Here is a 26,200-nt window from a genome sequence, read left to right as displayed (position 1 = left end):
TTTTTATTTTTATTTTCCATTTGAATTGTTCTCAGACCACTCCCTTGCACAGCTCTCCACTCTCCAGGTCCTCCTGGAAGAAATCCCGGGGCATCTTTTTCCCCATGGCCAGCTCCAGCTTTCTCCTGGCATAGAAGGGAAGCAGCCTTCTGATCTCTCCGGCAAACCATTTTGGGTAGATCCTTTTCACCTTGTTATACCTGATCCACTCCAGATCATAGTAGCGGGCGTTCATCTCCCAGGTGATGTACTGCACCTGCTCATCGGTGAGATGCTTTGTCCTCAGGTTGGCATGCATGCCATCGTACTTGGTGAAGTCATTTCTGGTCACCAGCCCCATCTCCTCCAGCTCCGCCCTCATCTGGGTCTTGGGATAAGGGGTGGAGATATAGAAGATGGGAAAATCCACCCTGAGCCTGCGGGCGAGATGGAAGTTCTCCCAGAGATCCTCCTCATCATCATCTGGATTCCCGCCGATGAGCCCGGTGGAGACGATTATATTGTTATCATGCAGGTACTGCACTGCAATCTCAGCATCATTGGACATCTGCCCCTTGCCCAAGAACTCCAGGTTCCTCTTATTGATGCTCTCCACCCCCAGGAAGACGCCATCAAATCCCGCTTCGCCCATCTTATCCACCAGCCTCTTGCTGGAGGCGATGCCGGAAGCTGAGGCCTGGGTCTTGTAGCGCAGATGGGTGAGGTTTGCATCGATTATCGCCTGGCAGAGCCTCTCTAGCCTCTTTGGATGGAGTGTGATGTTGTCATCGGGAAAGAATATCGAGCCCGCACCATGCTCTTCAGCGTCCCTGATATCCTCGATCACCCTCTCCAGGGGAAAGGTGCGGAAATGCCGCCCATACATGAGATTGATGGAGCAGAACTTGCAGCCCTGAGTGCAACCCCTGCTGGTCTCCACAGAGTCTATGGGCACGTCAAAGGTGAGAAAACCGCGGGTGATGAGCCGGGCATCCCGGTCAGGCATCCTGATATCCGCTACATCCAGCAGAGGGCGGGCGGGGTTATGAATCATGCCCCCGCCCCTCGGGTCATGGTAAGAGAGGCCCAGGACATCATTTGGCCCCTTTCCCGCCAGTTGAGATTCCACCAGCTCCCGGAAGGTGGCCTCACCCTCGCCCCGCACTATGAAGTCGATCAGCTGGCGGTCATCGCTCTTGCCGATCTCCTCTGCCGCCAGGGTGGGATGATAGCCGCCAAAGACAGTCCTGGCGCCGGAATCCTTGACAATCCTGGCCAGTGCTAAAGCCTCCTGATACTGAAAGCTCATGGCAGTCAGGCCGACCAGATCGTAGCCCTGGACCTGCCTTCTCACATATTCCCGGTGATCTCTCAGGCCATGGATATCTGCCACATGGACGGTGCACAGATCGTTTACATGCGCCGCCAGGCTGGCCAACCCCAGATTGGGAAGGCGAGCGATGCGGTCGAAGTCGGGCTGGACCACGGGGGAGGAGAGAAGGAGGATCTTCATCCAGAACCACCAGATGATCCTTTGCCTCCCGGCAGGGGGAGGAACCTGGGCCCCAGATCCCAATCGAACTTATTTGCCCGGGAGATATAGGATGCAACCTCCTTAACCCCTCTCCAGCCGCCATACTGATAGGCTCCCCGCCAGACGCGCATCGATGTTCGCAGGGGGGTCTTCCAGGGATAGACCTGCCGCAGCGACCAGTCCAGGATATCCCTCATCTCATCTGGCTTGATATGGGGGTGGTTCCAGACCAGGTGTTTTCCGTCGTAATGATGGTAATCGTGATCGAAGATGCCGTACTTCTCCTCGATCTCCGTCCACATCGGGGTCTGAGGCAGGGGGGTTATCACGCAGATCTGAGTTATATCCAGCTTGAGGGCGGCCAGCCTCTTTATGTCCACCTTCAGCGACTCTCTTGTGTCCTCCTCAAAGCCGATCATATAGTAGCCGATCGAACCCATGCCGCGGGACTGAAGCAACCTGATGGTCTCCAGGATGTCCTCAGTCCCTTCCTTCTTCTTCATCTGGTTCAAACGTTCTTGATGCAGGTTCTCTATGCCGATCGCCGCCCCGGCAAATCCCGATATCTGTTTGCCGTTCCTCCTTCGGGCATCAGCCCAGTCATCGATCTTCTTTCTCAGATAATCGGCCCGGGCCATACAACCCCAGACGATCTGATACTCATCGAATAGCTCCACTACTGCATCAGCATGGCGGCGATTGCAGCCGAAGTTCTCATCCTCGATTATCACCACATTGATGCCCATCTCTTTGTAGTAGGCCAAGACCCTCTCTATGCTCTCCAGAGAGATCACATTGGGCTTATTGCAGAATACCGGGGTCTGGCAGAACTTGCAGCCAACCGGACATCCTCTGGTGGTGAAAAGGACCCCGTAGATGTTCAGCTTGATATTGAAGGGCGTATTGAGGTATTCGATAAGCGGTGGATGGATTATATCTTTTATCTGCTGCCCGAAGTAAGGAGCAAGCTGATGCTCTGCATATCCCACAAATACCTTATCAAACCTGTCCTGCACAGCAGTGGTCAGAGCGCCGTAGTTTCCTGCCCAGACCTCTCCCACACCCGCTTTATGGGCTGCATCTGCCATCTCTATGGCCTCATGGGTCTCGTTCAGGTAAAAGGAGAGGCCGACAACATCCCAGCCCTCCTGTAGCTTCTTATTGTACTGATCCCAGGTGGGGAACTCCATGATCTCAATCTGGGGAATGTTCTGCTTGAGGAATCTCAGGCCGAATGATTGGACCCGGGGCCAGTAGAATCTGAACCATGATCGGGCATTGGCTCCGATATAGTCGTATGGCTCAGGGCTATCTCGGTATGAGGTTGTAAAGAGGACTCGGGGAGTCATAATCACCGAGACTGCCCCCATGCAAGATTAAGGTTACGATTACTGATTGCTTTTGTTAAGCCATAAGAGCTCTAATAGACCATTAGAGATTGGGGCTTGGCGTGGGTGAGGGAATGGCATGGGAAAGGGAACAGCGTGGGAAAAGGAACGGCATGGGAAAGGGAACAGCGTGGGAGAGGGAACAGCGTGGGAGAGGGAACAGCGTGGGAGAGGGAACAGCGTGGGAGAGGGAACGGCGTTCAATGAAGACAACATGCAGATGGCTTAAGCTCTAAGCATACCCATTCTGTCCGGGATGCCGGCTATTCAGCTCTCTTTTTTCTGCTTTATCCTTCTCCAGGCTATCTATCTCCTTTTGCACCACATTGAATATCTCTGAGACCCCGGCATACTTCCCGGCAAACCAGCCACAGGCAAAGATCTCAGCCTTATCTTTATCCACCCCAAACTCCTCTATCAGCCTCTCAATCCACTCTCCCGGCGTGCCCGACTGGGCAAAGGAGTCTCTAACCTGCCGGGCAATCTCATCAGCCCGTTCCTTGGGAATTCCAAGCAGTTCATAAAGAGTAATGCTTGCCATATAACCAGCCTCTTCTGTCTAGCGAATTCTTGGTTGTCTGCTCTGTCAGCTTTGATCCCTGCAGCCTCTCCATCCCCTGTAGCCTCTCCATCCCCTGCAGCCTCTCCATCCCCTGCTCTCAAGGGCTTTTTCGGGCGCGGGCAAGGAGATTCTCGTAGGCCTTGGCTGCGAGATCATGAACATCTATCCCCATCTCCCTCGCCAGCAGGAGGACAACTGCATCCAGCTCCACCAGCTTCTCAAGCATATCCTGCTTTTCATTGGCCAGGGCGATGACCTCCCTTCTGCTCATCCCCGTCTGAGAGATGATGAGCCTTATTCCCTGATCCAGTATTCCCTCCTCTGTGGAGGGCTTAAAGCCCAGGGGAACCTCCATCGACTCCAGGTCGAATGCCGCTGATACCATCTCCCCATCCATCGTGACCAGCCCTTCTGCCTCGGCCTCTCTGAGAAGAGCGCGCACCTTCTCCGGAGGCCCCCATTTCAGATCCAAGGATAATGCAAAGATGAAATCGCTGACCTTCAGGCTCTTCTTGCCCCGTTTCTTGAAAGGGGTGGCCACGAGGATCGTCTTCTCACGCTCCAAAGATACACACCGAATGAGCATTCTTGCACATAATAGATATAAACCAGTCTGTCCAGATCGATCACTCTGACAGAGAGGTCATCAATGCTTCTTGTCATCCTCCAAGCAAAGGATTTAAAGCGAGAAGAGAAGATATATTTACTTTGCAAAAATCCAGCACATGACATGTGGTGTGAGATGAGGCTGATATACCCGCTTATAATTCTGTTCCTGCTGACCGGCGCAGCCGCTGCTCAGTTGACACCAGATAAGGATCGATTCGACATAGTTCTTCATCCCGGCGATGGTGAAGAGAGGACTCTCAAGGTGATAAACGCCGGAGATTCAGCCATCTTCAAGATCGCCAAGACAGAGATGATTGGAGATGCCAGGGATTTTATCTTCATCGATGTCCCAGAGGGCAAGCCCCTCTCCCCTGGAGATGAGGCAGAGATAAAAATCTATATCGGCATACCCCCGGAGACGAAGCCCGGGGCGTATACCGGATTTATATATCTGATGGAGAGCTCTCCGCCCTCCTTTCCTCTGCGCATAGACTTTCATATCGATGTCATTGTTCAGGAGAGCTATGGCATTGCCATGACGGTAGAAGATGCAAAATCCGCCTCACTTCGGGCCAGCGCCAAAGATAGAGCCCAGTTCAATCTGGCAGTTAAGAATCTGGGATCATTCAGGGATATAGCCTCGATCGATTCGGGTGCCCTCCCCGAGGGCTGGAGCATATTCTTGCTGGATGATGATGAGGCCGTCACCATGCCCTATGACCTTCCATTGGACCCCGGTGCCACCCACGCCATCAAGCTGCAGATAAAGACAGAGAAGCCTGGGGCCAAAGAGAATGTCACCATCACAGCCACATCCCTGGGCAACCATTCCATAAACTCCTCCATTCAGGCAGAGGTGGAGTTTGGATTGGCGGTGAGGGGTTACGATACCCAGATCGATGTTCCCGACGAGATCGCCACCAACAAAAGCTACAAGGGAAGCCTCAAGGTGATCTTGGATGTCAAAGAGAACATCTGGGTTACGACATCCTCTCCAGATGAGCTGATAGTCATGCCTCAGTCGCAGACGGTAAAGGTCACTCCCGAGAACCCGGGGATAGCCAATATCACCTTCCTGGCATCAAGAGCGGGAGAGTATCCCCTCACCTTCCAGCTCTCAGACTCCCATGGCATCCCCATGCCCGAGGAGGTCATCACAATCACTGCTTCCCCCGCAGAGGGAAAGGCGGTGCTCACAGGAGAGGATATCATCTATGGCACACTGGGCATTCTGGCCTCTTACAGCAACAGGAACCTTGATGTATTCCTGAACCCCCCGGATGAGATCCCGGATGATTATTTAAATAGGCTGCAGGGGTGCCAGGATATAGTGATCCTGGGCAATGAGTCTGTGATATCTCATGATATCGAGACCAAGCTAGTAGATGCTGAAATCAAACGCATACATAGCGAAAGCCTCTATGAGGAGTGCTGGCTCTTCATAAGAGAGATATGGGAGAACGGAACAGCAGAGGTGGTCCTGGCCACCCCCAGACAGGGGGACATATTCCGGGCTTATAAAATAGCGATGGACGGAGACTTGCCCTTGGTGGTATGCAGGGGCAACGTCACCCCCGCCTCCCTTGATGCCATAAAAGAGATGATCACACGCAATTCCTCCCTCTCCCGGGCGATGATCGTGGGCAGAGTGGAAGGGAACTATACCGAGTCACTCAAAGAGGCAGGTCTCCAATTGGAGGAGGTGAGCGCTTGAGATTTTTTTATATATTTCTTATAATATCATTTATTGCTCCGCTCTGCATAGCAGATGAAAAACCCCTGACGAGAGGGGTGAAGGGAGAGTCTGAGGATGTCATCCTGGTCGGCGCAGACGACTGGCATGCATCCATTGCTGCCACTCCCCTGGCCATCTATTCCCAGGAGAATAGCACTGTTGCCAAGCCCATGCTCATCCTTCCCCGAGAGGTCCATGCCGGCAAGAGGATGGGCTGGATCGAGGAGAACGATCTGCAAAAGCATGGTCCCTCGGCGATCCTGGATACCTTCAAAGGAGCAAATATCAGCGCAATAACCATCCATGGCACTGGCGATAGGGTGGAGTCAATGGTGCATGCCGCTCAGAAGGATGGAATCGAGGCCTATGTGGCGGTCACTTTGCAGATGCCAGAATCTCAAGCCGGCTCAGCAGGAGTGGATGGGCTGGAGCGGGGGGAGGTGGCCTTGATGGCTCAGGCAGGCCTCGCTTCGGCGGGGTCAGATCGGTCCAGCATCGATCGCCACATGCTGCAGAAACCGAATCCGGATGTCGGAGGCAATGGCAGCTATTATTGTCCAGTGAATCCGGAAGCAAGGGACATGCTCTACAATCAGATAGAGATGCTGATCGATGAGTACCACGTCGATGGCGTTGTGCTCTATCAGTTCGGCTTCCAGGACGAGAGCTACTGCTTTTGCGATATCTGCAAAGAGAAGTTCTATCAGGATACAGGCATAGACATCAGCAAGGCCAATGCCAACAGCTACAACCGGGAGAGATGGGCCCAGTGGAAGCAGGAACAGCTCATGAGGATTGTAAGGGACGCCCGGAATATAACCACTGAGCTGGGCCCGGTGAGATTGGGAGTGGCTCTGGATAGCCCCTTTGACCGCAGCCGGGGATATAACTTCGCCCGGATGGCCAAGGTGGCAGACTTCACAATCATCTCTCCCATCTCCCCTGATGATATCAAGATAGCCAGCCAGGAGAGCATCAATCCTCTCTACATCCGGCTGAGCGATGATTATGTTAGCTATGTGCTCTCCACCCAAAATGTCCTGGGAGCCTTGAGCTATATCGAGGATCTGGCAGGTTCAGGCGCCTCGGGGATCGCTTTTGAGTACGATGTCGTCCACACCCCCATCTGGTCTGAGCTGGAGCCACCCTCAGTGGCAGCTCGCTGGCTGCTGGAGCAGCTGGGGGGGGAGGTCCTGGCTGTGGGAGATGTATCCTGGATGAGCGACTCGACCATAAAGGCGAACAACAGCTTTGAACTGGCCGAGATGATAAGCAGGCGTTGGAAGAGCTCTCCGGGAGCAGTAATTGTGGGAGAGAACTATACTGCTGCCCTTTCTGCAGCTCCTATTGCCTCCTACCTTAACTGGCCACTGCTTTTCGTGGGCGATTCACTGCCGGAGGAGACCCGCTCTGCTCTGCTCCGGCTGGGAGCTGATCAGGCAGTAACAATGGGCCCGCTATCGGAGAGGGTGAAGGAGAACCTCAGCCAGATGAATATCACCCTTCATGAGGGCAGCGACAAGTTCCTGGCAGAGGAGATGAGAATGAGAGGCGAGAGCCCCACAATGGTGGTCCTGACCAACTCCCATGACCTCTCCCTTCTGCCCCCGGCAACAAGCGAGCAGGTCGTGCGCTCAATTGTAGGAGACCTGCTGATTAAAATGGCCTTGAGCCCAGACCAGCTTCCGGCAGAGGAGGAAGGCGGTGTGGTCAGGCTCAATGTCACCCTGACCAATACCGGTGATGAGGTGGTAAAAGGGGTGCAACTGCGGGATATCTTTCCCATGGGAAGGCTCATAAGAGTGGCGAGCGCTGCTGAAGGTCAGATCATTGTCATCGACCCCTACAACAGAAAGCCGGTTACACAGACCTCTGCCTTCCTCAATGGTTCCATGATCCGCTGGGACCTTGGCCGGCTGGAGGCGGGAGAGTCCACCAGCCTCAATGTGGAGGTGGAGCTGATGTACCCCATGGATGCCGGCTGGTCACAGCGCCTGGATACTGGCGCTACTGCTGCTTATGATGGATTCACCTACAATCATACCCTCAGGAATGTGGATGATCCGCCCGTAATCAATCTGACCTATCCCAAATGGATCTATTCCGGGAGCACAAACATATCCTGGAACCTGGAGCGGAACACCGACTATCTCGCTCTGAACCTCTTCAGCCCGGACAAGAGATCAGGAAAGATGAAGCTCACAAACATAACCAGGGATGGCCTCTATGATGTCAGGGTGCCCCTCCTCACTCCGGGGATCTGGCAGTTCAATATCGAGACCGATGTGAGCCGCACTCAGAACTACAGCATCGATGTTCGCTCCAATGTGAAGGGCTTAAACATCACCGCCTTCAGCCATACAAAGGTCCCCAGGCTCTCGATGACTGCAGCCGGGGCAGCATCCTCCCACCGGGCGGTGCTGATCGATGTGGCCTGTGATCCCCAAAGGATCGATCCCCTGGCGGTGGAAGAGATGCTCAATCAGAAGGTAGCAGAGCTTAAGCTTGATCCTGAGTATCTCATGGTGGTTGGTGACCCCGGCTCTATGCCCTTCATCTCCACAGGGCTCATTCAGAAGTTATCGGATGCTATGGAGTATGAGGTCTACCGGGACTACCAGATCAAGCCGGTTATAGGCAATTATAGCACTGTAGCTGTGGGAAGGATCATGGGGCTTTCCGTGTACGACGCCTCTGGACTCCTGGCCCGGACACTGGCCTACGACCGGCTGAATGGAAGCTGGAAGAATAACGGATTGGTGGTATCCTCTCCCGCCCTCTCATTTCCCCAGGCCCCTGTGGGCATCAGCATAAAAGAGTATCTGGAAGAGGCAGGGCTTGCAGTCAAAGACCTGCGCCACGAGGAGGCCACAATGCAGCAGACTATATCTCAGATGAACAACGGCCAGAATATCGCCCACTTCGATCATCACGGAGATGAGGGCTCCTGGGATCTGTCCGCCTGGTCCATGATGGACTCAGCCCTTACCGCCGCGCAGGTAAGAGAGCTCGCCCTGTCCCCTCAGACCACTACTGCGGCTGCTTGCCTCACCACCAATCTGAAAGGATACTATCTGAATGTGACCGGGACGCGAATGTATGTGCCCGGGAAGCTGGAGGATTCGATTGCTCTGGCTTTCATAAAAGCAGGATCAGTGAATTACATCGGTGGTTCTGCTCTATCCTACATCTTCCTGTCCGATGACTACTACAAGCGCTTCTATCAGTCCCTGGTCTACGGGAATTCCACTGTGGGTCAGGCCCAACTGGATGCAGATAACCTCTTCCGGCTGAAGTCCAGAGGAACGGAGAGCCTCAAGCCCAACTCCGATTATGATGAGGCTCTTCCCAACTGGGATATCTCTGTCCATGAGATGCTCAACCAGACATCCTACATGAATGTCATTCTGGGAGATCCGAGCTTCCGCCCTGCATTGCCAAGGGTCCCACCCCGCCCCTATACAACTGAGATGTCTGTGGAGAACAATAGCGATTCGAATGAGACGAAGACATTGGTGACCGTCATCCCGCTCAATGAGAGCGCCACCGATTGGGTCTACTGGATTCAGACAGATAGCTCCAGCGGCAACCTCAACCTGGACGCCATCCCCGCCATCATCGGTGAGGTGCTGCTGCCTGGTGAGGCGGAGAAGATCGTGGTGAAGGGTGAAGGGCTAACCCTATGGCATGATGAATATCCTCTGGGAAAAAAGAAGAAGGTGATGTGGCCGATCATCAGGCCCAGACTTAAAGAGATGAGAAGCTATCAGATAGAGTATGAGCTGATACCCGGCCAGGTGCAGAGGATCAATGTCACAGCGGGATGGAATGCCGTATCCCTGTACCTGAATCCATTGGATCCATCCGCCGAGAGGTACCTGAAGAACATGCCCTACAGGAGTATATTCACCATTGGCAAAGGCGGATGGGATTTCGGCATGAAAGAGGCAGGCAAGCTCAATGTGACTGAATTCAAAGCAGGGGATGGATATCTTATAGACAGCACCGGGAACTTCACAATGGAGATACCGGGAAAGCCAGTTGATCTACCTTGCCGGCTGGATCTGCATGTGGGATGGAATATGATCGGCCTGCCGGTGAATGAGGGCGTTGATCTAGCCAATATCACCATCAATGCCGAACATAAGAGATACAGATATCCAGAGGCGGTCCAGAAGGGACTCGTCTCGGCATTCGTCTGGAAGTATGAGGGAGAGAGATGGATTAATTTGGCTGAGAACGAGATGCTCGAACCGGGAAGAGCATATCTATTCGAGGCGAAGAGGGAGGCGAAGCTGGAGTTCCGCTAAAAGAAGATATAGGGCCTCCTCTTTTTATCATTCATCTCCTTTTTCGATGCAGTTCTCTGATCATCTCCCGGTGCAAGGAGGCCATCATATCGCCCTGTATGCCGATCATGAAGAGCTGGAAGCCGACGATGATCAGTATGGCCGTGAGTATGGTTAAAGGAATATGCTCTATGCGCCATAAAAACCAGTCTCTGGCCACATAGATCCCTACCAGAAAACCGATCATTCCCACAAGCGAGCCCATCAGACCGAAGTAGAACATGGGGTTCTCAGTCTTGGCCATACGGAAGATGGTGAGAATGATCTTCAGGCCATCCCGGAAGGGGTGCAGCTTCGTCTTGGTGCCCGCCGATCGGGGTTGGTAGGCGATAGGCACCTCGATTATCCTCAGGCCCTTCTTCACGCTCTCTATGGTCATCTCAGACTCGATCTCAAAGCCGGACATGGACAGATCGAGCATCCTTATCCCTTCTGAGGTGAAGGCCCGGTAGCCGGAGAGGATGTCGTGGAGAGGAACACGATAGATTATGGCAAAGAAGCGGTTGATCATCTTGTTGCCGAACATGTTCAGCCTTTTGAGGGCTCCACCTTGAATGTTCTCCAATCTGTTTCCCACCACGTGATCCGCCCGATCTTCCAGCAATGGCTTCAAGAGGCGGGCCGCCTCAGAGGGAAGGTAGGTGCCATCGCCATCGATGAGCAGGATGTACCTCTCATTGATATGGCCGAATACCTCCTTTAAGGCCTGGCCTTTGCCTGATCCTGATTGAATCAGTATCCTTGCTCCTGCCGCTCTGGCCTTTTCCACTGTCTTATCGATGCTGTGGCCGTCCACAACCAGGATATTATCGTAGCCCAGCTCCTTGAACTCCTGGATGACCGGCTGGATGGACTCCTCTTCATTGAGGGTCGGTATGAGAATGCAGATCTCTTCTTGGCTCACGCTTGGATCAGCTCTGGCGTTTTTTTTTGTTTTTTTGGTTTTGGGGGCTGCAGGTTGGGGGTTTATGAGGTTGTGGGGCTGTGGCTTAAGGGGTTGCGGGTTGAGAGGATGCGGTTTGAGAGGCTGTGGATTGAGGGTTTGGGGGGGTGAGGGTCTGAGCTCCCAATGGAATCTGGCGCACCAAATAGCAAACAGCCGATTCAGGCTTTCATCGCCTGGCGGATTGCACCCTTGTATTTCTCCTCCAGCTCTTTCATATCCTCTTTTGTGGTCTCTATATATAGCCTGATGATGGGCTCGGTGTTGCTCGGCCTGATGAGTGCGCTGTAGCTGTCGGTGGTTATCTTCAGGCCATCAGTTGTATCCGGCTCAAGGGAGGCCAGGGAGTCTGTCAGGCGGTGCATTACAGCCGCCGGGTCCTCTTTTAGCTGGATGCTCATCTGTTTATAGGGATAGTGAGGGATCATGTCGGCCAGATGGGAGAGCTTCTCCCCGCTGGATACGATCTCTGCCAGGGCGAGGCTCATGGCGAAGGGATCATCTGAGTACTGGAACTCAGGCAGGAAGAAGTGGCCGCTTCGTTCTACGCCCAGAACCGCCTTCGAGTTCTTCACCCGGTTGGCCACGAAGACATCTCCCACCCTCTCTCGCTGGACTCTTATGCCATCCTTTTCCAGCTCTCGCTCCAGGATCATAGAGCAGTCAAAGCCGGAGATGACCAGATCGCCGGGCTTATACCTCGACCGGGCGATGATGATCGCCACCTTCTCCGGGGGCAGGACAGTTCCCCGATCATCGATGACTATTCCCCGGTCAGCATCCGGATCGAAGCCCACGCCGAAATCGGCTCCGCTCCTCAGCAACTCCTGGCAGGCAGGACGCAGGGACTCCTCGCTGGGTGAGGGACCTCTGCCGGGGAATTGGCCGTCTGCAGTGCCGTTCAAGATCAGGGAATCGAATCCAAGCCGCTGGTAGAAGGAGGCCATTGTGCAGGCGGCGCCATTGCCCATGTCCAAGACCAGCTTGAGGGGGCGTTCAAGGCTCAGCTTCTCCTCCACATACTCCCTGTATCTCTCGATTGCCTCCTGAGGATCGCGATCGATCTGGACCCCTTGGCCGGCGAGAAAGCCCCCTTCATGGTAGTACTTCATTATAGCGGACTTCTGATAGAGCAGGCCGTAACCGTCACCTGTTCTGAAGCGCACGCCATTGTACTCCGGGGGATTGTGAGAGGCCGATATGTAGGCTGCAGCTTTGAGCCCCTCCTTCCAGGTGATGAAGCTGATGATGGCAATGGGGATGATGCCAAAGCTGTTCACCTGGCAGCCTGTGCCCAGAATACCATCCAGGAAGGCCTTCTGCAGGCTAGGCCCACTGGTCCGGGTATCTCTTCCCAGTGAGACCTGGCCCCCTTCGGCATATGATCCAAAGGATTCGCCAACCCTTTTCACCAGTTGTTCTGTGAGATCGGTGCCGTAGACACCTCTGACATCATAAGCTCTGAATACTGTCACATATCCTCGTTATGTCTTTTGCGCTTAAATTATTTTCGGAGGAAAAATGATTTGATAAAATATTTCCTTCATTCCTCCTTGGCGAGGATTATCTCCATTGAGGAGACATTCACCGTCTTTCCCTCCTCATTGGGAATGGTCTCAGTGCTGATGCTGATATTCTTGACGATGAGATTGGGCATGAATCTATTTTTGGTTATCTCTGCGGTATCCACTGCGCGGGAGATGGCCCGCCCCCTGGCTTTCAATATCACACTGCCAATTGGCTTGTTGAACTGGGTCATCACTGCCAGGACGTAGTTCATGACTGGTTTGTCTCCAATGAAAATCACTGCATTCTCTTCCATGGTCTAGCCCCTTCCGTTTACTTTTCTTAGGCAGGTTATTAACTCTTTCTCTCTACGATTGTGGCAAAGGCAAAATTGGGCAGGACGGCATCGATCTTAACCCTGAGCTGCTCGTTTAGCCTCGATCCCCGGACGATGATCGCGAAGCCTTCCACCAGTGCCACGCCGTCCCCGGATCTGCCTGTGGAGCTTATGGTAAGATCGAGCATATCCCCTTTGCGCACCGGGGCGGTGAGGAGCTTCTTTCCCACCACATATGTCTCGGCGCTCTCCTTTCTTGAGGCGGGCGGAGAATGGGCATGGACGAGGACAAACTCCCGCCGGACATCATTGAGAAAGTCATTGAACATATCTCCCTGGAAGACCTTGACCACGAAGCTGCCCCGTGGCCGGAGGAGCTTTTTAGCCATCTTCAGTGCAGAGCGGGCCAGATCCACAGAGATGGCATGGTCTCTGTCCCAGGCCCCGGAGAGATTGGGGGCGGCATCGCATATCACCACATCCGCATCTCCGCCTAGGGCCTCTTTGATCAGCCCCACTGTGCCCTCGGAAGTGATATCCGCCCGGATGGTGACCACGCCGGGGATGGGGGCTATGCCCTCCAGGTCCACACCAACGATCTTTCCTCCAGAGAGCTTCTGGGCCACCTGCAGCCAGCCGCCGGGAGCCGCTCCCAGGTCGACTACTAAGTCGCCTCTCTTTATGACATGGAACTTCTCATTTATCTGCAGGAGCTTGTAGGCAGACCGGGCCCTGTAGCCCTCCTCTTTAGCCTTGCGGTAGTAGTGATCCTTCTGGTCTCGGGCCATCTGCCAATAGTTAGCAGACCTAGAATAAAGAGCTGACCGAGGATGCCTGGTGCTCCAGCCCAGATATCAAACTCTCGCGGATCGGGGCCGCTTCCTTTCTGCCCCAGGCTTCCCCCAGCCGCCCTCGGCCTCTCCTGGCCGCCTCCTGGCTGCCCTTGACTCCTGACAGCCGGGGGAGCTGCTGGCAGATAGCAGCGAAGGTATTATTAACCCAAACCGGCATTTATCAATGATACGAGAGAGGAAGGACGGCTGCCGCTGGCCAGCTCCGGCCGGTGTGGAAAGTCCCTCCACCACTGGACACACAGACATCCCAAAGGATGTGGGGCGAGAGCTCCGGCTCTGGCACAGAAACGAGACCGCGCAGCGTTAAAGCTATGATGCCGGGAGGTTGAGGTCGCGCTGAAGGCGGATGAAACGGCGAAACCCTGTGGGTGCAAGCCAAAATAGAGCTGCGAACATGGACGTCCAGCCAAGCTCGGGTATGGCGCTAAGCTGAATGCCGTCATAGAACAGAAGGGGGCTTACTCTCCTCACTCGTATCCATATTTCGTTTATAAAAATTTACACTAGAGCAGTTGCGGATGATTCTCACCACATCCTTTTAAATAGAAAAAAGAGAGAGATAGCATAAATTTGGAGATGTTAGATCTATGAAGCGATCTTTAAAGGTATATGTGATATCTGTCCTGGGCCTGGCCTTTCTCTCGCTCTCTTTGGCTCTTGGCAGCAGCGTATGCGATAACGCTCCCTGCGAGCCGTTGATCAATGTCACTGCGGGAGAGGAGTTCAACATCACTCTCCCATCAAATCCTTCAACTGGATTTGGCTGGTGGAATGACTTCGATCCTCAGTTCCTGAGCCTGGTGGGAACAGGATCATCTCAGGGCAATGCCAGTCCAAAGATGGTTGGGCTGCCGGAGAAGACGATCCTCACCTACCGGGCAGAATCCCCTGGAGAGACAGAGATCTACCTTCTTCTCCTGCAGCCCTGGGAGGGCGGCATCATCGAGAAGAGGCTCATCTATCCGGTGCTGATCTCAGAATAGATACCGGCAGGTCCACAGCCATCCGGCCTTATTCTCATCTCTTTTTTCTGCCTACCTCAGTTCTCCGCCCGCCCTCGCATGATCCTCGAAAGATGCAGACGATGCCTGCGGCCAGGAGGACGGCGATGATCCCGGTGAGGAAGATACCATCGAAGACCCCTGCCCCCCCTATGGACATCACTACCGGCTGAGGGGGTAAGAGATACAGGGGCGATAGAGCAGGCAGAACTCCCGGGGTGAGAAGGCTGAGCAGGTCTGCTCCGATCAGAGTGCCTATGGTGCCGCTGATATAGGCCAGTGGAGGGGAGCGGCGGTAGCCCCGCGACAGGACCAGCCCCAGCACTGCTGCCAGGAAGGGGGAGAGCCAGAAGGGCAGGACTATCCCCTCACCGGGAATGGCCTCTGCTGCATAATAGGTGACTGCGGCAACCACAGCCATGCCGAGGGCGGAGCGGCCAAATGATGCCCGTCCCCGGAGGAGGAGATGGGCGGAGACGGCCAGGGGTATGATGCAACCGCCAAGATTCACCGCCAGATAGAGGGGGTGAAAGGTGATGGGAAAGGCAGCGGGAAAGAAGGTGGGAAATTCTATCGAGAGCTGGCTTGCTGCTGTCAGGTACCACTCCGGATAGGTGGAGATCGGCGTCTCCATGAGAGGGATGTCCACCAGGCTCCCCAGAATGGAGCCGAAGACGGCCAGGGTGGCAGTCCAGTGGCTGAAGCCGACCACCTCGAAGGCGGAGCGGGAGAGATGCAGAAAGAGGAAGATGAAGATCAGGGGCAGGGCTAGGATGAGAAGTATGATGATGACGGTGATGGGCAGTATCAGGATCTCAAACAGGATATCACCTTATGAGTTATAACCTGCCAAAGAGCTTATAGACCTTTCTGGTGAGGGAGTCATGTGCAAATATTCAACGAGATATTCAATGAGATATTCAAGGTGATCTGAAGTGAGCATTCTTACCGGCAGAGAGGCCCAGGGGCTTGTGGAATCCATGATCGAGCCGCAGACACAGACCCAGATGTGCGGCATGGAGCTGACAGTGCAGAGGATTGAGCGCTTCGCCTCCTTTGGGGCGGTGGCCTTTGAGAACAGCGAGAGAAGGCTTCCGGAGACGGAAGTCATGGACTTCGATCAATCCGGCTGGATCGAACTTCCTGCTGGGGCCTACCTGGTGACATTCAATGAGATCGTCAGCATCCCTGCAGATGTGGCTGCCATGGCCAGGGCCCGCTCCACCCTCCTGCGCTGTGGGGCCAGCCTGCAGACGGCCCTCTGGGATCCGGGATACCGGGGGCGCAGCCAGAGCCTTCTGGTGGTGCACAACCCCTCGGGGTTGCGGCTGAAGAGGAATGCCCGGTTGATGCAACTGGTCTTCATGAGGCTAGAAAAAAAGGCAGAGGAGCTGTATGAGGGCCGGTACCAGGGGGAGAATATTTAAAGAGAACTCCTAAAAACCTCTTTTAATCAATAACTATTAATATTATTACTAGTATATAATATTTTATGAGAAACTTCACTGATTTTGCCCTTCGTCTTGAATACGAACGGGTCAAAGATCTTGGAGATAAGCTGGTCACCACAGGGATAACAATGGCACATTTGCTGGAAATAAGGTGCCTGGAGCTGGAACTTAAGTATTATAACTCGTAAAACCTCAGAAAATATCGCATATTGATGGTTTCAGGGCTGTTATATATTAATGCGAGAATTCTCCAGAAAGGCCTGGCTGAAAACTTGAATAATATTTTAGGAGATCCTGGCTGTTATCGAGGCCGATTCGAAACCATGAAGGCTTTTTTTTCCTGGGCGCCGCGAGTCGGCCATCCGGGATGCTGGTGAAGGGGCCCATATAGCCAGACAGATCGGAATGAGGATGTTGATGGTTTTGGGATGCGATATATTAATGCGAAGATTCTCCGGGCGGGCCTGGCCGAAGGTTTGAATAATATTTAGAGGATCCTTGCTGTCATCGAGGCTGATTCGAAACCATGAAGGCTGTCTTTTTCTGGGCGCCGCGAGTCGGCCCTTCGGGCCTCCCGCGCTAATGCCCTGGGCCCCCTCAACGCCGGGGAGGCTTGGATACAATCGAAGCTGGCCGTTGATCGGTTAGAAATGTAACAATATAAATATTAATTATATTTAAAATGAACATGTGAAAATTGATGAGAAGATATAATGCTTGCGCATTTTATAATTAGTATTAAATTTGTAAGGCGGACCGGGCCACGTCCTTTCAGCCATGGATACGTTGGAGGACCTTGGCGAAGTTGCCAAGGAGGAAATGTTTGATAAGAAAATAGGCTCCACGCATATCGATGGATCTCTCCTGCATGCGATTGATGTCTTTGAGAATGCCTTCATGCCATGACCTATTTTCATGCCTCATGGGTGCCTAGCCAGGCATGACGGTTTCAATTGGGCCGCGACTTTTCAGCCATGGATACTATGAGATCCTCAAGATCCATGCCGTCAAGCTCAGCTAGTTTCAATTGGGCCACGACTTTTCAGCCATGGATACTTCAAATCCAACGCGCGGATAACTTTCTGCGCATCGCGTTTCAATTGGGCCACGACTTTTCAGCCATGGATACAGCCGCCATTTTTCGGCCTTTACTGCTATCGAAAAAAAGCCGATTTTCACGAACCTCCTTAACTTACACCTATATCTTAATGGAGTTAACCTTGTCAAAGAGGCTTTTTCGATATGCTCTGACGTTTCACGCACCTCCCAGGGTTTCAGACATCACCCAGGTGCGTGAAACAGGGACGTTCTCCGTCCCAGAAATCCATCCGTCTGGCCCGGATGGCCCTGCTGGGCAGGGGGCCTGCTCCCAAATTAAGCAGTTTTATTCTTATTTCTTAATGTTTAAATCTGTTACGGTTGCTTTTTCTGACGATCAGACGACAGTCGCACCTCGTTTTGATTCTTGCGGAGTGACTCCGATAGATCCGGCTCTGCCCATAACCGTACCATCCTCCGGTCCAAGATCAATAATCATAATCCTATCCTGATCATGTCTTATCAACTCAAACAGTGCAGCCTCTGTCTCACCGGTGAGGGCCGATCATCCCGATATCACCACAGGGAAAACAATGGCACATTTGCTGGAAATAAGGTGCCTGGAGCTGGAACTTAAGTATTATAACTCGTAAAACCTCAGAAAATATCGCATATTGATGGTTTCAGAGCTGTTATATATTAATACAAAAATTCTCCGGACGGGCCTGGTCGAAGGTTGGAATAATATTTATGAGATCCTGGCTGTCATCTAGGCTGATTCGAGACCATACAGACTGTTTTTTTCTGGGCGCCGCGAGTCGGCCCTTCGGGCCTCCCGCGCTAATGCCCTGGGCCCCTCAACGCCGGGGAGGCTTGGATACAATTGAAGCTGGCCGTTGATCGGTTCGAAATGAAACAATTCAAACATTAATTGCATGTAAAATGAACGTGCAATGTGAAAATTGATGAGAAGATATAATGCCTTCACATTTTATGATTGGTGTTAAATTCTTAAGGTGGACTGGGCCACGACTTTTCAGCCATGGATACGTAAATAGTTTTGCGGCTTGTTGGGTTGGCCATGGAGGGGTTTCAATTGGGCCACGTCCTTTCAGACATGGATACTATTATAAAGCCATGTTGATTGAGTATGAGGAAGGGGAGGTTTCAATTGGGCCACGTCCTTTCAGACATGGATACCGAAGAGCAACTGTGCAAAATTGTAATGCTTGTGCAAGTTTCAATTGGGCCACGTCCTTTCAGACATGGATACATTTTAATATTTGCGTTTTAGTTGATTTTAATTCCGGTTTCAATTGGGCCACGTCCTTTCAGACATGGATACATTGCAAGCTCCCTTTTCAGGGAGAAGGTCGGTGAGTTTCAATTGGGCCACGTCCTTTCAGACATGGATACAGCCGCCATTTTTCGGCCTTTACTGCTATCGAAAAAAAGCCGATTTTCACGAACCTCCTTGACTTACACCTATATCTTAGTGGAGTCGGCCTTGTCAAAGAGGCTTTTTCGATATGCTTTGACGTTTCACGCACCTCCCAGGGTTTCAGACATCACCCAGGTGCGTGAAACAGGGACGTTCTCCGTCCCAGAAATCCATCCGTCTGGCCCGGATGGCCCTGCTGGGCAGGGGGCTTGCTCCCAAATTAAGCAGTTTTGTTCTTATTTCTTAATGTTTAAATCTGTTACGGTTGCTTTTTCTGACGATCTGACGACAGTCGCTCCTCGTTTTGATTCTTGCGGAGTGACTCCGATAGATCCGGCTCTGCCCATAACCATACCATCCTCCGGCCCAAGGTCAATAATCATAATTCTATCCTGATCGTGTCTTATCAACTCAAACAGTGCAGCCTCCGTCTCACCGGTGAGGGCGGATCATCCTGATATCACCACAGGGAAAACAATGGCACATTTGCTGGAAATAAGGTGCCGGGGGCGGGATTCGAGCCCGCGACTTCGAGATGCCTCAGGCGCGTCGTTCGCTATAACCCTATGAGTCTCGCGCCCTAACCAGCTAGGCCACCCCGGCACGGCATACCCCCTCGGGTGAATTGCTAATTAAGGTTTGTGCTTCTCTGCAGGGGGTGAGGCATCCTTTAAAAGCTTGCAGGCCATAGAAACTGCCATGCCCTCTGATATCTCAGCCTCGGTAAGCGAAACCCTATCCAAAAAGACGATAGTGGTGGGAGTTACCGGCAGCATCGCCGCCGTCCGGGTGGTGGATCTCATTCGCGACCTCATCCGCCGCGGGGCAGAGGTCCACTGCACTATGAGCCATGCCGCCGGGCAGATACTGCATCCCTATGCCCTGGAGTACGCTTCCGCCCATCCGGTGATAGCAGAGATCACCGGCCGGGTGGAGCACGTCGAATTCTGCGGCGTGGGGGGAAAGGCAGACCTATTCCTGGTCGCTCCAGCTACGGCCAACACCATCGGCAAGATGGCCAATGGCATCGATGACACTCCAGTGACCACCTTTGCCACCACAGCTCTGGGAAGTGGAAAGCCTGTGGCTGTGGTGCCGGCTATGCATGAGGCCATGTACCGCCACCCTGCAGTCATCAGAAACCTGGAGACCCTGCGGGAGATGGGCGTAGTGCTCATCGATCCGCGCATCGAGGAGGGCAAGGCCAAGATCGCCGATAACCGGCGGGTGGTGGCAGAGGTGGAGAGGATGCTAGGCCCAGGCGACCTCGAAGGGAAGAGAATCCTGATCACCAGCGGCTCGAATGCCGAGCCCATCGACCCCATAAGAATCCTCACCAACAGGGCCTCAGGAAAGACGGGCGTCGCCCTGGCCCTGGAGGCCCGCAGGCGGGGGGCGGATGTGGCTGTTGTCCACCGCTTCATCCAGGATCTGCCCGTGCGCCAGATCTATGCCGAGAGCTCTGCTCAGATGCTGGATGCAGTCCTAAATGAGCTAAAAACAGGCTACGATGCCCTGATCAGTGCTGCAGCCGTGGCTGACTATACTCTGGACCCAAGTGAGGAGAAGATCAGGTCAGGCCAGAAGCTGAGCCTCTCCCTCAAGCCCACCAAAAAGATAATCAAGGCTGTGCGAGAGGCCTATCCCGACCTGAGGATTGTGGGCTTCAAGGCAGAGATAAATGCCGGCGACGAGCAGCTCCTGGCCAGAGCACGAGAGTCCCTGGAGGGAGCGGACCTGGACCTGGTGGTGGCCAATGATGTCTCGAGAGGCGGCATGGGAACTGACGATAACCGGGTGCTGATACTGGGGCGCGACGGCAGCCACAGCGAGGCCCAGGGAGAGAAGAGCCTGATTGCAAGAAAGATCATCGACTCTCTGGCGGAGATCCTATGAATGCAGGTCCTGTGAATGCAGGTCCTGTGAATGGGCTGAATCCCGGCCAGAGCAAAGCCTGGGTCCCATCCCACATCACAGGCTTTTTCGCTGCCAGGCGCGAGGATGGTCCGTTGCAGTCCGGCTCAGTCGGCTGCGGCCTTTGCCTTTCCCCCGGTGCTACAACTGTGGTGGAGTCCTCACCTGATATCGGGGATCTGGAGATCATCCTTAACGGTTCAGCCGCGGAGGCCCCGGTATCAAGGTTTGTGGCGGAGAGGCTGGCCAGAGGCCCAGTCCGGGTGAGGACAGATCTGGATATGCCCTCTGGATCCGGCTTTGGGGCCAGCGGGGCGGGGGCTTTGGGCTGCGCCTATGCCTTAAACCGCCACTTCGATCTGGCCCTCACCGCCGATCAGGCGGCATCGGTAGCCCATGAGGCAGAGGTGGTCTGCCGCACTGGCCTGGGAGATGTCATCGCCCAGAACAGCGGCGGCATGGTTCTCCGCCTGGAGGCGGGCGCACCGGGCAGCGGCAGAATCGATCGCATACCCGTACCCCCCCTTCCCGTCCACTGTGTGGTCCGGGGCCCGATCTCCACCCGGGAGGTGCTCTCCAATCAGAGTGTTATGTCAGCAGTAAATGAGTTCGGCCGGGCTGCTCTGAAGGATCTATTGAAGAGGCCCACATTGAAGGAGTTCATGCGCCTCTCCCGCCGCTTCACCCTGCAGACGGGACTTGCCAGCAGCTGGGCCCTGGATGTGATAGAGGCGGTGGAGGCAGAGGGCGGAAGGGCCAGCATGATCATGCTGGGAGATGCAGTCTATGCCCTTGGAGCAGCCGAGGCCCTGCAGGCCTTCGGCCCGGTCTATTCCACCTTCATCTCTCAGAGAGGTGCTAACCTTGACTGATATTCCCAAATCCCATCCCAGATATGCCTCCCTGGTGGCACGGGAGCGCGTGGCAGAAGGAGTGAAGAGAGGATACACCAGCATCCAGGGGCTGATCGCCCAGGGCAGGGGAGAATGCTTCGACTACCTCTTGGGGGAGAGGACAACGCCCTCCGCCGCCGCGGCGATCAGGGCAGCAGCAGCACTTCTGCTCCTGGCCAGGAGGCCGGCGATCTCAGTCAACGGCAACGTTGCTGCTTTGGTCCCGGAGGAGATGGTAGCCCTGGCCCAAGCCCTGGACATCCCCCTGGAGGTGAACCTCTTCCACCGCAGCGAGGAGAGGGTGAAGAGGATCGCCGCTCTGCTGCGAGAGAAGGGGGCGAAGGATGTCCTGGGCGAGCAGCCGGACATCTCCCTGCCCGGCCTGGATCACGCCCGCGCCCTGGCCACCAGGGGCGGGATATATGATGCCGATGTGGTGCTCATCCCCCTGGAGGACGGCGACCGCTGCGAGGCCCTGCTGGCCATGGGGAAGAGGGTGATCGCCATCGACCTCAACCCCCTCTCCCGCACAGCAAAAAAAGCAACTGTGAGCATTGTGGATAACATCCTCCGGGCGGTGCCCCAGCTAACAGAACAGGTCAGGCAGCTCTCCTCGAAGCCCAGATCCGATCTGGAGAGGATGCTGAATGAATATGACAACGAAAAGAGCCTGGCCCAGGCGGCACAGGATATCCGGGAGCATCTGAGCTCTCAGTTCCTTCAGGCTTGATTCATTGCAGATTCAAGATCCCACCAGGGACAGGTGGTATTTGTGCCGTCGCCGGGAGTCGCCGGGATATTCTGCCGTGGAGGCAAACTTAATAATTTATTTATAGGGTATATTGAAACCCAGCCGGGTATTGATTGCAGTGAGCCAACGATAGGCTTACATATCTGTTCAGACCATCTGTAAATGGTGGGGTTCATTACAAAAAAAATTATAACCTTGTTGGTCTGGCTCTCACTGGCCACCCTCTCGCTCTGCACTGCAATGCCAGTGGATGTGACTGTCATGGGATCCTCGACAGTGATGCCGCTGGCCGAGGCTGCCGCAGAGGCATTCAACCAGGAGCAGAACGAGTATTTGGTCAGCGTCACTGCCGGCGGAACGGGCGCTGGAATATTGGGAATAGTGGAGCGCAAATACAACATAGCCATGGCTTCGCGCATCATAACTGAAGAGGAGAAGGAGAGATTTGGAGAGAGCTTCCAGCAGTTCAAGGTCGGCGTGGATGGCATCAGCATTGCCGTGAGCGATGAGATATATCAGAAGGGGGTGAGAAATCTCAATCGGGATCAGGTTAAGAGGATCTACTCCGGCGAGATCACCAACTGGAAAGAGGTGGGAGGTCCGGACAGGGACATCTATGTCGTATCCAGGGAATACGGCTCGGGCACCAGAGATGACTTCAATGAAGCAGTGATGGAGGAGATCGATGCTGAGACCGATGGTGTGGATACTATAGCCTATAGCGGGGCAGCAGTCAAGACGGCGATCTCCAGAAGCGATAGAGCCATAGGCTATCTGGGATTCAACTATCTGGGCGGCGGTGTCCAGGGGATAGCCTTCAATGGCATTGTGCCCAGCTATGAGAACATCAAGCTGGACATCTACGAGCTGAAGAGGAACCTTTACTTCTACACATTCGGCGATCCCGTTCCCGGTGCGATGGCGTTCATCGACTTTGTCCTGGGCCCCCAAGGGCAGAAGATCGCCGCAGAGGAGGGTTTCATACCAAATTGAGCTGAACATTAACCTTACATATCATCAGGTCGCTAAATGATGATGATGAGGGCAAAAAGACAGTTCCCGGTCTTGCTGTTAGTGTTTTTCTTGATAACTGTACCCGTCGAAGCAAGAGGGCAGAGCATAAGGGTGTCAGGGTCCAGCACCGTCATGCCCCTGGCAGAGATATCAGCAGAGGAGTTCAACATACTCCAGAATGACTACCGGGTGATTGTCGACTCAGGAGGCTCGGGGGTGGGGATAGTGAACGTGGTCGAGGGCAGATCGGCGATCGCCATGACCTCCCGGGAGCTTCATCTGGTGGAGCGGCAAAGATACGAGACCCCTAAAAAGAGGTTTAATGTGACCACAGTGGGATACGATGCCATATGCTTGATAGTGAGCCGTGGAGTGTACAACTCCGGGGTCACTAACCTCACAAAGGAGGAGGTCAGAAGGATCTATTCTGGAAGCATCAGCAACTGGAAAGAGCTGGGCGGTCCTGACAGGGGGATCTTCGCCATAGGAAGGAAGCCGGGGTCTGGGACCAGAGATACGTTCGATGAGATCATCATGGGAAGCCGGGAGTCTGAGACCCCTGGAGTTAGAAATGAAGCTGCTGAGAGCGCCGAGATCAAGACCGCAATCCAGAAAAGCGACAATGCCATCGGATATGTCGGGTACAGCTATATCATGAGGGGCGACTCGAATGTGATATCTTTAGATGGCGTTCCGCCATCGATCGAGAATATAAAAAATGGAAGCTATCCTCTCTCCCGCGAGTTTTATTTCATCACCCTGGGCAGGCCCAGTCAGGGGGCGCAGGCCTTTATCGATTTTGTGCTGAGTGCAGAGGGCCAGAGGATTGCAATTGAGAATGGATTCATACCGGCTTTTCTGCAGATTCCTCCCCTTGAGGCCCTCTAAAGGATCCCTGATGGCTGCCAAAATCTCAGGCGGCTGCCAAAGGCGGCGGCCAAAATCTCAGGCAGCGGCCAAAGATGCCTCAACAGCGATCCTGTCACAGAATGCTTTGATATCTTCCGGGCTCATTCTGTTCTTTGGAATCACCACAACCTGATATCCATCGCCTTCCAGCCGGCTCATCAGATCCCTGAACTGGCTCACGGCCACTCTTGCCTGCTTGCTGATGTCCGGCATCTTCAGGATCACAATTTTTGCAGAAGGAATTACAGCATCTACCACATAACCCCATCGAGTCGGGCGGTGTATCAATACCACAGCTCCTCTTCTCTTGAGCTCTGAGATTATATCCTGGAATTTTGTCAAATCGGCTGACCCAGATTTTCCAATTTCGATCACTTCCTCCTCTTCTCATGCCACACAGCGATCTATCCTGAAGGCTTTTGCCTTTAGATCAAAACAGGTCGAACATTATTTTATAATCAATCCGATTGATATCTTCTATTCGATGAAATGTAGCGGGATAAGCAAGATAGCTTGCCATATAAGCTTGTTGGTCAATGATATGATGCCTCGGTCATCTCCTCTTGGTCACTATGGAGAGCACATCACAATCCTGCAGTTGGTGGTCCAATCCTATGGACTGGCCAGGGAACTTGGCGCTCTTTCCCCAGACCAGAGCATAGCGAAATAGGTTCACAAAGTCCCGGTGCAGATGCTCGCATACCGATTTCACTGTGCTTCCGTCCAGAATCACAAGCGGCTCTTCCAGGTCTGCTTTTCCTCCTTTGGGCTTGAGATAGATGCGAATGAACCCCAATCTCTCGAATATGTGATCCTTCAACTCCTCCAAGCCTTCTTTGGTGGCACAGGATAGGGGTAGAAAGTCCCTGCCCAGATCCTCCCTGATCTTCTCCTCGATCTGATCATAGCGCAGATCGAACTTGTTTATGGCCACTAAAGAGGGGATGTAGACCCTGTTTCCGGCCAGGAAGTCAACCAGGCTATCGGTATCTATATCCACCCGGACGGTGACGCTTGCATTCACTATTCCATAGGCGCGGATGATCTCAGCGATCTCAAACTCCGTCATCTTGGTGAGGGGTACAGTGCTGCGCACAATGATGCCCCCCTTCCTCTCCTGGGTGATATTGATGTTTGGAGGCTGCTTGTCCAGTCTTATGCCGGCATCGTAAAGCTCCCGCTCCAGGACCTTGAGGTTGTAGTTGAATACATCCCCCAATAAGAGAATCATATCCGCCGCCCGGGCTGCAGTTATCACCTCCCTGCCCCGGCCTTTGCCCCGCGCCGCCCCTTTGATGATCCCCGGCATATCCAGAATCTGGATCTCAGCCCCTTTATGCTTCATCACCCCCGGGATGACCTCCAGGGTAGTGAACTGATAAGCAGCCACCTCAGACTTGGAGCCTGTCAGAAGGTTGAGCAGGCTGGATTTGCCCACGGACGGAAAGCCCACCAGGGCCACAGTGGCATCGCCGGACTTCTTGATATAATATCTTCTCCCCCCTCCGCCACCCTTGATCTTCTGGAGCTCCTGCTGGGCCTTCAGCTTCGCTATCTTGGCCTTGATCTTGCCCAGGTGGTGCTCAGTGGCCTTGTTCTTCTGAGTGTTGAAGATCTCCTCTTCCAGCGCTTTGATCTGCTCCTCGATGGTTGCCATTTTATGTTTCCTCTTGGTGGGCAGGATGGCTGAAAAGGCCTTCCATGCCATCAAATGGAAGTGTGATGCGCCACTTTCCCAAGAGGAATAGAGCTCCTCCTTTATAAGTTATGGGATGGGGCTATCATATGTATGGAGGCAACCCCCCGAGTGGACAATGAGTTAAACAACGGCAGTTCATGGAGGAGATCACCTGAAAAAGACCGGACGGCGCTACGACCGAGAATTCAAGATATCAGTAATAACTGAGCTTGAGCCCGGTAAACCCCTGGCCCAGATTGCCCGCGAATATGGTGTCCACCCCAGCCTTCCATCCCGATGGCGGGCTGCTCGAT

At 53.8% G+C, this 26,200-nt stretch carries 24 protein-coding genes, 1 tRNA gene, 1 other RNA gene, 1 pseudogene and 1 CRISPR repeat array; of the genes and pseudogenes, 14 read left to right on the top strand and 13 right to left on the bottom strand.

Annotated elements, in window-relative coordinates; translation table 11 throughout:
* Positions 1 to 31: 31 nt before the first annotated feature.
* Together IPI63_RS09995 and IPI63_RS09990 are read right to left on the bottom strand one after the other, a co-directional pair.
* Entirely contained in the window at positions 32 to 1,492 is a 1,461-nt protein-coding gene (locus tag IPI63_RS09995) for a B12-binding domain-containing radical SAM protein (protein ID WP_292478274.1), read from the bottom strand.
* The gene (locus IPI63_RS09990; RefSeq protein WP_214065100.1) at positions 1,489 to 2,862 is read right to left on the bottom strand and encodes a radical SAM protein; all 1,374 of its coding nucleotides are present in this window, start codon (positions 2,860 to 2,862) and stop codon (positions 1,489 to 1,491) included. Before IPI63_RS09990 ends, IPI63_RS09995 begins: the two co-directional genes overlap by 4 nt.
* Positions 2,863 to 2,980: 118 nt before the next feature.
* On the opposite strand from IPI63_RS09990, the gene IPI63_RS09985 reads away from it, so the two are divergent.
* Positions 2,981 to 3,130 carry a hypothetical protein gene (locus tag IPI63_RS09985; RefSeq protein WP_292478273.1) on the top strand — a complete coding sequence of 50 codons (150 nt, stop codon included), beginning with the start codon at positions 2,981 to 2,983 and terminating at the stop codon, positions 3,128 to 3,130.
* 3 nt (positions 3,131 to 3,133) lie between these two features.
* Here IPI63_RS09985 and IPI63_RS09980 read toward each other — a convergent pair whose 3' ends face one another.
* Genes IPI63_RS09980 through IPI63_RS09970 form a run of 3 tightly spaced genes read right to left on the bottom strand, consistent with a single transcriptional unit; the run spans position 3,134 to position 4,049 of the window.
* Positions 3,134 to 3,442, bottom strand: coding sequence for a hypothetical protein (locus IPI63_RS09980; RefSeq protein ID WP_214065102.1), 309 nt, complete (start codon positions 3,440 to 3,442; stop codon positions 3,134 to 3,136).
* Positions 3,420 to 3,551 carry a hypothetical protein gene (locus IPI63_RS09975; protein WP_292478272.1) on the bottom strand — a complete coding sequence of 44 codons (132 nt, stop codon included), beginning with the start codon at positions 3,549 to 3,551 and terminating at the stop codon, positions 3,420 to 3,422. Before IPI63_RS09975 ends, IPI63_RS09980 begins: the two co-directional genes overlap by 23 nt.
* Before the next feature lie 9 nt (positions 3,552 to 3,560).
* Positions 3,561 to 4,049, bottom strand: coding sequence for a DUF2240 family protein (locus IPI63_RS09970; RefSeq protein ID WP_292478271.1), 489 nt, complete (start codon positions 4,047 to 4,049; stop codon positions 3,561 to 3,563).
* 144 nt (positions 4,050 to 4,193) lie between these two features.
* On the opposite strand from IPI63_RS09970, the gene IPI63_RS09965 reads away from it, so the two are divergent.
* Together IPI63_RS09965 and IPI63_RS09960 are read left to right on the top strand one after the other, a co-directional pair.
* Positions 4,194 to 5,786 carry a hypothetical protein gene (locus IPI63_RS09965; protein ID WP_292478270.1) on the top strand — a complete coding sequence of 531 codons (1,593 nt, stop codon included), beginning with the start codon at positions 4,194 to 4,196 and terminating at the stop codon, positions 5,784 to 5,786.
* A 77-nt stretch (positions 5,787 to 5,863) separates the two neighbouring features.
* A complete protein-coding gene (locus tag IPI63_RS09960) occupies positions 5,864 to 10,117 on the top strand; it encodes a C25 family cysteine peptidase (RefSeq protein WP_292478269.1) in 4,254 nt (1,417 codons plus the stop codon).
* A gap of 31 nt (positions 10,118 to 10,148) precedes the next feature.
* Here IPI63_RS09960 and aglJ read toward each other — a convergent pair whose 3' ends face one another.
* The 4 genes from aglJ to IPI63_RS09940 all read right to left on the bottom strand — a co-directional run bounded on the left by aglJ (position 10,149) and on the right by IPI63_RS09940 (position 13,730).
* On the bottom strand, positions 10,149 to 11,060 hold the full coding sequence (gene aglJ / locus IPI63_RS09955; RefSeq protein ID WP_214065496.1) for an S-layer glycoprotein N-glycosyltransferase AglJ: 912 nt from the start codon (positions 11,058 to 11,060) through the stop codon (positions 10,149 to 10,151).
* Positions 11,061 to 11,260: 200 nt separating this feature from the next.
* On the bottom strand, positions 11,261 to 12,574 hold the full coding sequence (locus IPI63_RS09950; RefSeq protein ID WP_214065495.1) for a phosphoglucomutase: 1,314 nt from the start codon (positions 12,572 to 12,574) through the stop codon (positions 11,261 to 11,263).
* A gap of 68 nt (positions 12,575 to 12,642) precedes the next feature.
* Positions 12,643 to 12,921 (bottom strand): DNA-binding protein Alba, encoded by a 279-nt coding sequence (gene albA / locus IPI63_RS09945; protein ID WP_214065494.1) that lies wholly within the window; start codon positions 12,919 to 12,921, stop codon positions 12,643 to 12,645.
* Positions 12,922 to 12,959: 38 nt separating this feature from the next.
* Positions 12,960 to 13,730 carry a 23S rRNA (uridine(2552)-2'-O)-methyltransferase gene (locus IPI63_RS09940; RefSeq protein WP_214065493.1) on the bottom strand — a complete coding sequence of 257 codons (771 nt, stop codon included), beginning with the start codon at positions 13,728 to 13,730 and terminating at the stop codon, positions 12,960 to 12,962.
* A 236-nt stretch (positions 13,731 to 13,966) separates the two neighbouring features.
* Between IPI63_RS09940 and rnpB the strand changes: the two genes are divergently transcribed.
* Positions 13,967 to 14,269: RNase P RNA component (rnpB, locus tag IPI63_RS09935), an RNA gene on the top strand.
* Between the two features lie 114 nt (positions 14,270 to 14,383).
* Positions 14,384 to 14,779, top strand: a complete 396-nt coding sequence (locus IPI63_RS09930) for a protease inhibitor I42 family protein (protein WP_214065492.1) — start codon at positions 14,384 to 14,386, stop codon at positions 14,777 to 14,779.
* A gap of 34 nt (positions 14,780 to 14,813) precedes the next feature.
* Here the strand turns inward: IPI63_RS09930 and IPI63_RS09925 are convergent, their stop codons facing one another.
* Positions 14,814 to 15,509, bottom strand: coding sequence for a DUF1614 domain-containing protein (locus tag IPI63_RS09925; protein WP_292478268.1), 696 nt, complete (start codon positions 15,507 to 15,509; stop codon positions 14,814 to 14,816).
* A 223-nt stretch (positions 15,510 to 15,732) separates the two neighbouring features.
* On the opposite strand from IPI63_RS09925, the gene IPI63_RS09920 reads away from it, so the two are divergent.
* From IPI63_RS09920 to IPI63_RS09910, 3 genes are all read left to right on the top strand, one after another.
* Positions 15,733 to 16,224: a deoxyuridine 5'-triphosphate nucleotidohydrolase gene (locus tag IPI63_RS09920; protein ID WP_292478267.1), complete on the top strand. Its 492-nt coding sequence runs from the start codon at positions 15,733 to 15,735 to the stop codon at positions 16,222 to 16,224.
* A 65-nt stretch (positions 16,225 to 16,289) separates the two neighbouring features.
* Entirely contained in the window at positions 16,290 to 16,436 is a 147-nt protein-coding gene (locus IPI63_RS09915; RefSeq protein ID WP_292478266.1) for a hypothetical protein, read from the top strand.
* 589 nt (positions 16,437 to 17,025) lie between these two features.
* Positions 17,026 to 17,154: a hypothetical protein gene (locus tag IPI63_RS09910; protein WP_292478265.1), complete on the top strand. Its 129-nt coding sequence runs from the start codon at positions 17,026 to 17,028 to the stop codon at positions 17,152 to 17,154.
* A gap of 1,146 nt (positions 17,155 to 18,300) precedes the next feature.
* Positions 18,301 to 18,702: direct repeats of the CRISPR family, unit length 36 nt; unit sequence GTTTCAATTGGGCCACGTCCTTTCAGACATGGATAC.
* Between the two features lie 526 nt (positions 18,703 to 19,228).
* On the opposite strand, the gene IPI63_RS09905 is transcribed toward IPI63_RS09910, so the two are convergent.
* Positions 19,229 to 19,330: transfer RNA gene (locus IPI63_RS09905), tRNA-Met, on the bottom strand.
* Positions 19,331 to 19,426: 96 nt separating this feature from the next.
* Between IPI63_RS09905 and coaBC the strand changes: the two genes are divergently transcribed.
* From coaBC to IPI63_RS09880, 5 genes are all read left to right on the top strand, one after another.
* Positions 19,427 to 20,623: a bifunctional phosphopantothenoylcysteine decarboxylase/phosphopantothenate--cysteine ligase CoaBC gene (gene coaBC, locus IPI63_RS09900; protein ID WP_292478264.1), complete on the top strand. Its 1,197-nt coding sequence runs from the start codon at positions 19,427 to 19,429 to the stop codon at positions 20,621 to 20,623.
* Positions 20,620 to 21,513 (top strand): pantoate kinase, encoded by an 894-nt coding sequence (locus tag IPI63_RS09895; protein ID WP_292478263.1) that lies wholly within the window; start codon positions 20,620 to 20,622, stop codon positions 21,511 to 21,513. Before coaBC ends, IPI63_RS09895 begins: the two co-directional genes overlap by 4 nt.
* Complete coding sequence (locus IPI63_RS09890) at positions 21,506 to 22,264, top strand: 4-phosphopantoate--beta-alanine ligase (RefSeq protein WP_292478262.1); 759 nt, start codon at positions 21,506 to 21,508, stop codon at positions 22,262 to 22,264. Before IPI63_RS09895 ends, IPI63_RS09890 begins: the two co-directional genes overlap by 8 nt.
* A 219-nt stretch (positions 22,265 to 22,483) precedes the next feature.
* Positions 22,484 to 23,278 (top strand): phosphate ABC transporter substrate-binding protein, encoded by a 795-nt coding sequence (locus IPI63_RS09885; RefSeq protein WP_292478261.1) that lies wholly within the window; start codon positions 22,484 to 22,486, stop codon positions 23,276 to 23,278.
* Between the two features lie 81 nt (positions 23,279 to 23,359).
* On the top strand, positions 23,360 to 24,187 hold the full coding sequence (locus tag IPI63_RS09880) for a phosphate ABC transporter substrate-binding protein (protein WP_292478639.1): 828 nt from the start codon (positions 23,360 to 23,362) through the stop codon (positions 24,185 to 24,187).
* 57 nt (positions 24,188 to 24,244) lie between these two features.
* Here IPI63_RS09880 and IPI63_RS09875 read toward each other — a convergent pair whose 3' ends face one another.
* Positions 24,245 to 24,583, bottom strand: coding sequence for a hypothetical protein (locus tag IPI63_RS09875; protein ID WP_214065393.1), 339 nt, complete (start codon positions 24,581 to 24,583; stop codon positions 24,245 to 24,247).
* A gap of 178 nt (positions 24,584 to 24,761) precedes the next feature.
* Complete coding sequence (locus IPI63_RS09870) at positions 24,762 to 25,865, bottom strand: GTP-binding protein (RefSeq protein WP_292478260.1); 1,104 nt, start codon at positions 25,863 to 25,865, stop codon at positions 24,762 to 24,764.
* A 193-nt stretch (positions 25,866 to 26,058) separates the two neighbouring features.
* Between IPI63_RS09870 and IPI63_RS09865 the strand changes: the two are divergent.
* Positions 26,059 to 26,193 (top strand): annotated as a pseudogene (locus tag IPI63_RS09865) (transposase); the annotation flags it as partial.
* Positions 26,194 to 26,200 lie beyond the last annotated feature (7 nt).

The organism is Methanothrix sp., from assembly GCF_016706325.1.
Classification (GTDB): domain Archaea; phylum Halobacteriota; class Methanosarcinia; order Methanotrichales; family Methanotrichaceae; genus Methanothrix.
Note: the sequence above shows the minus strand (reverse complement) of the source record. Positions and strands in the feature narration are given on the sequence as shown.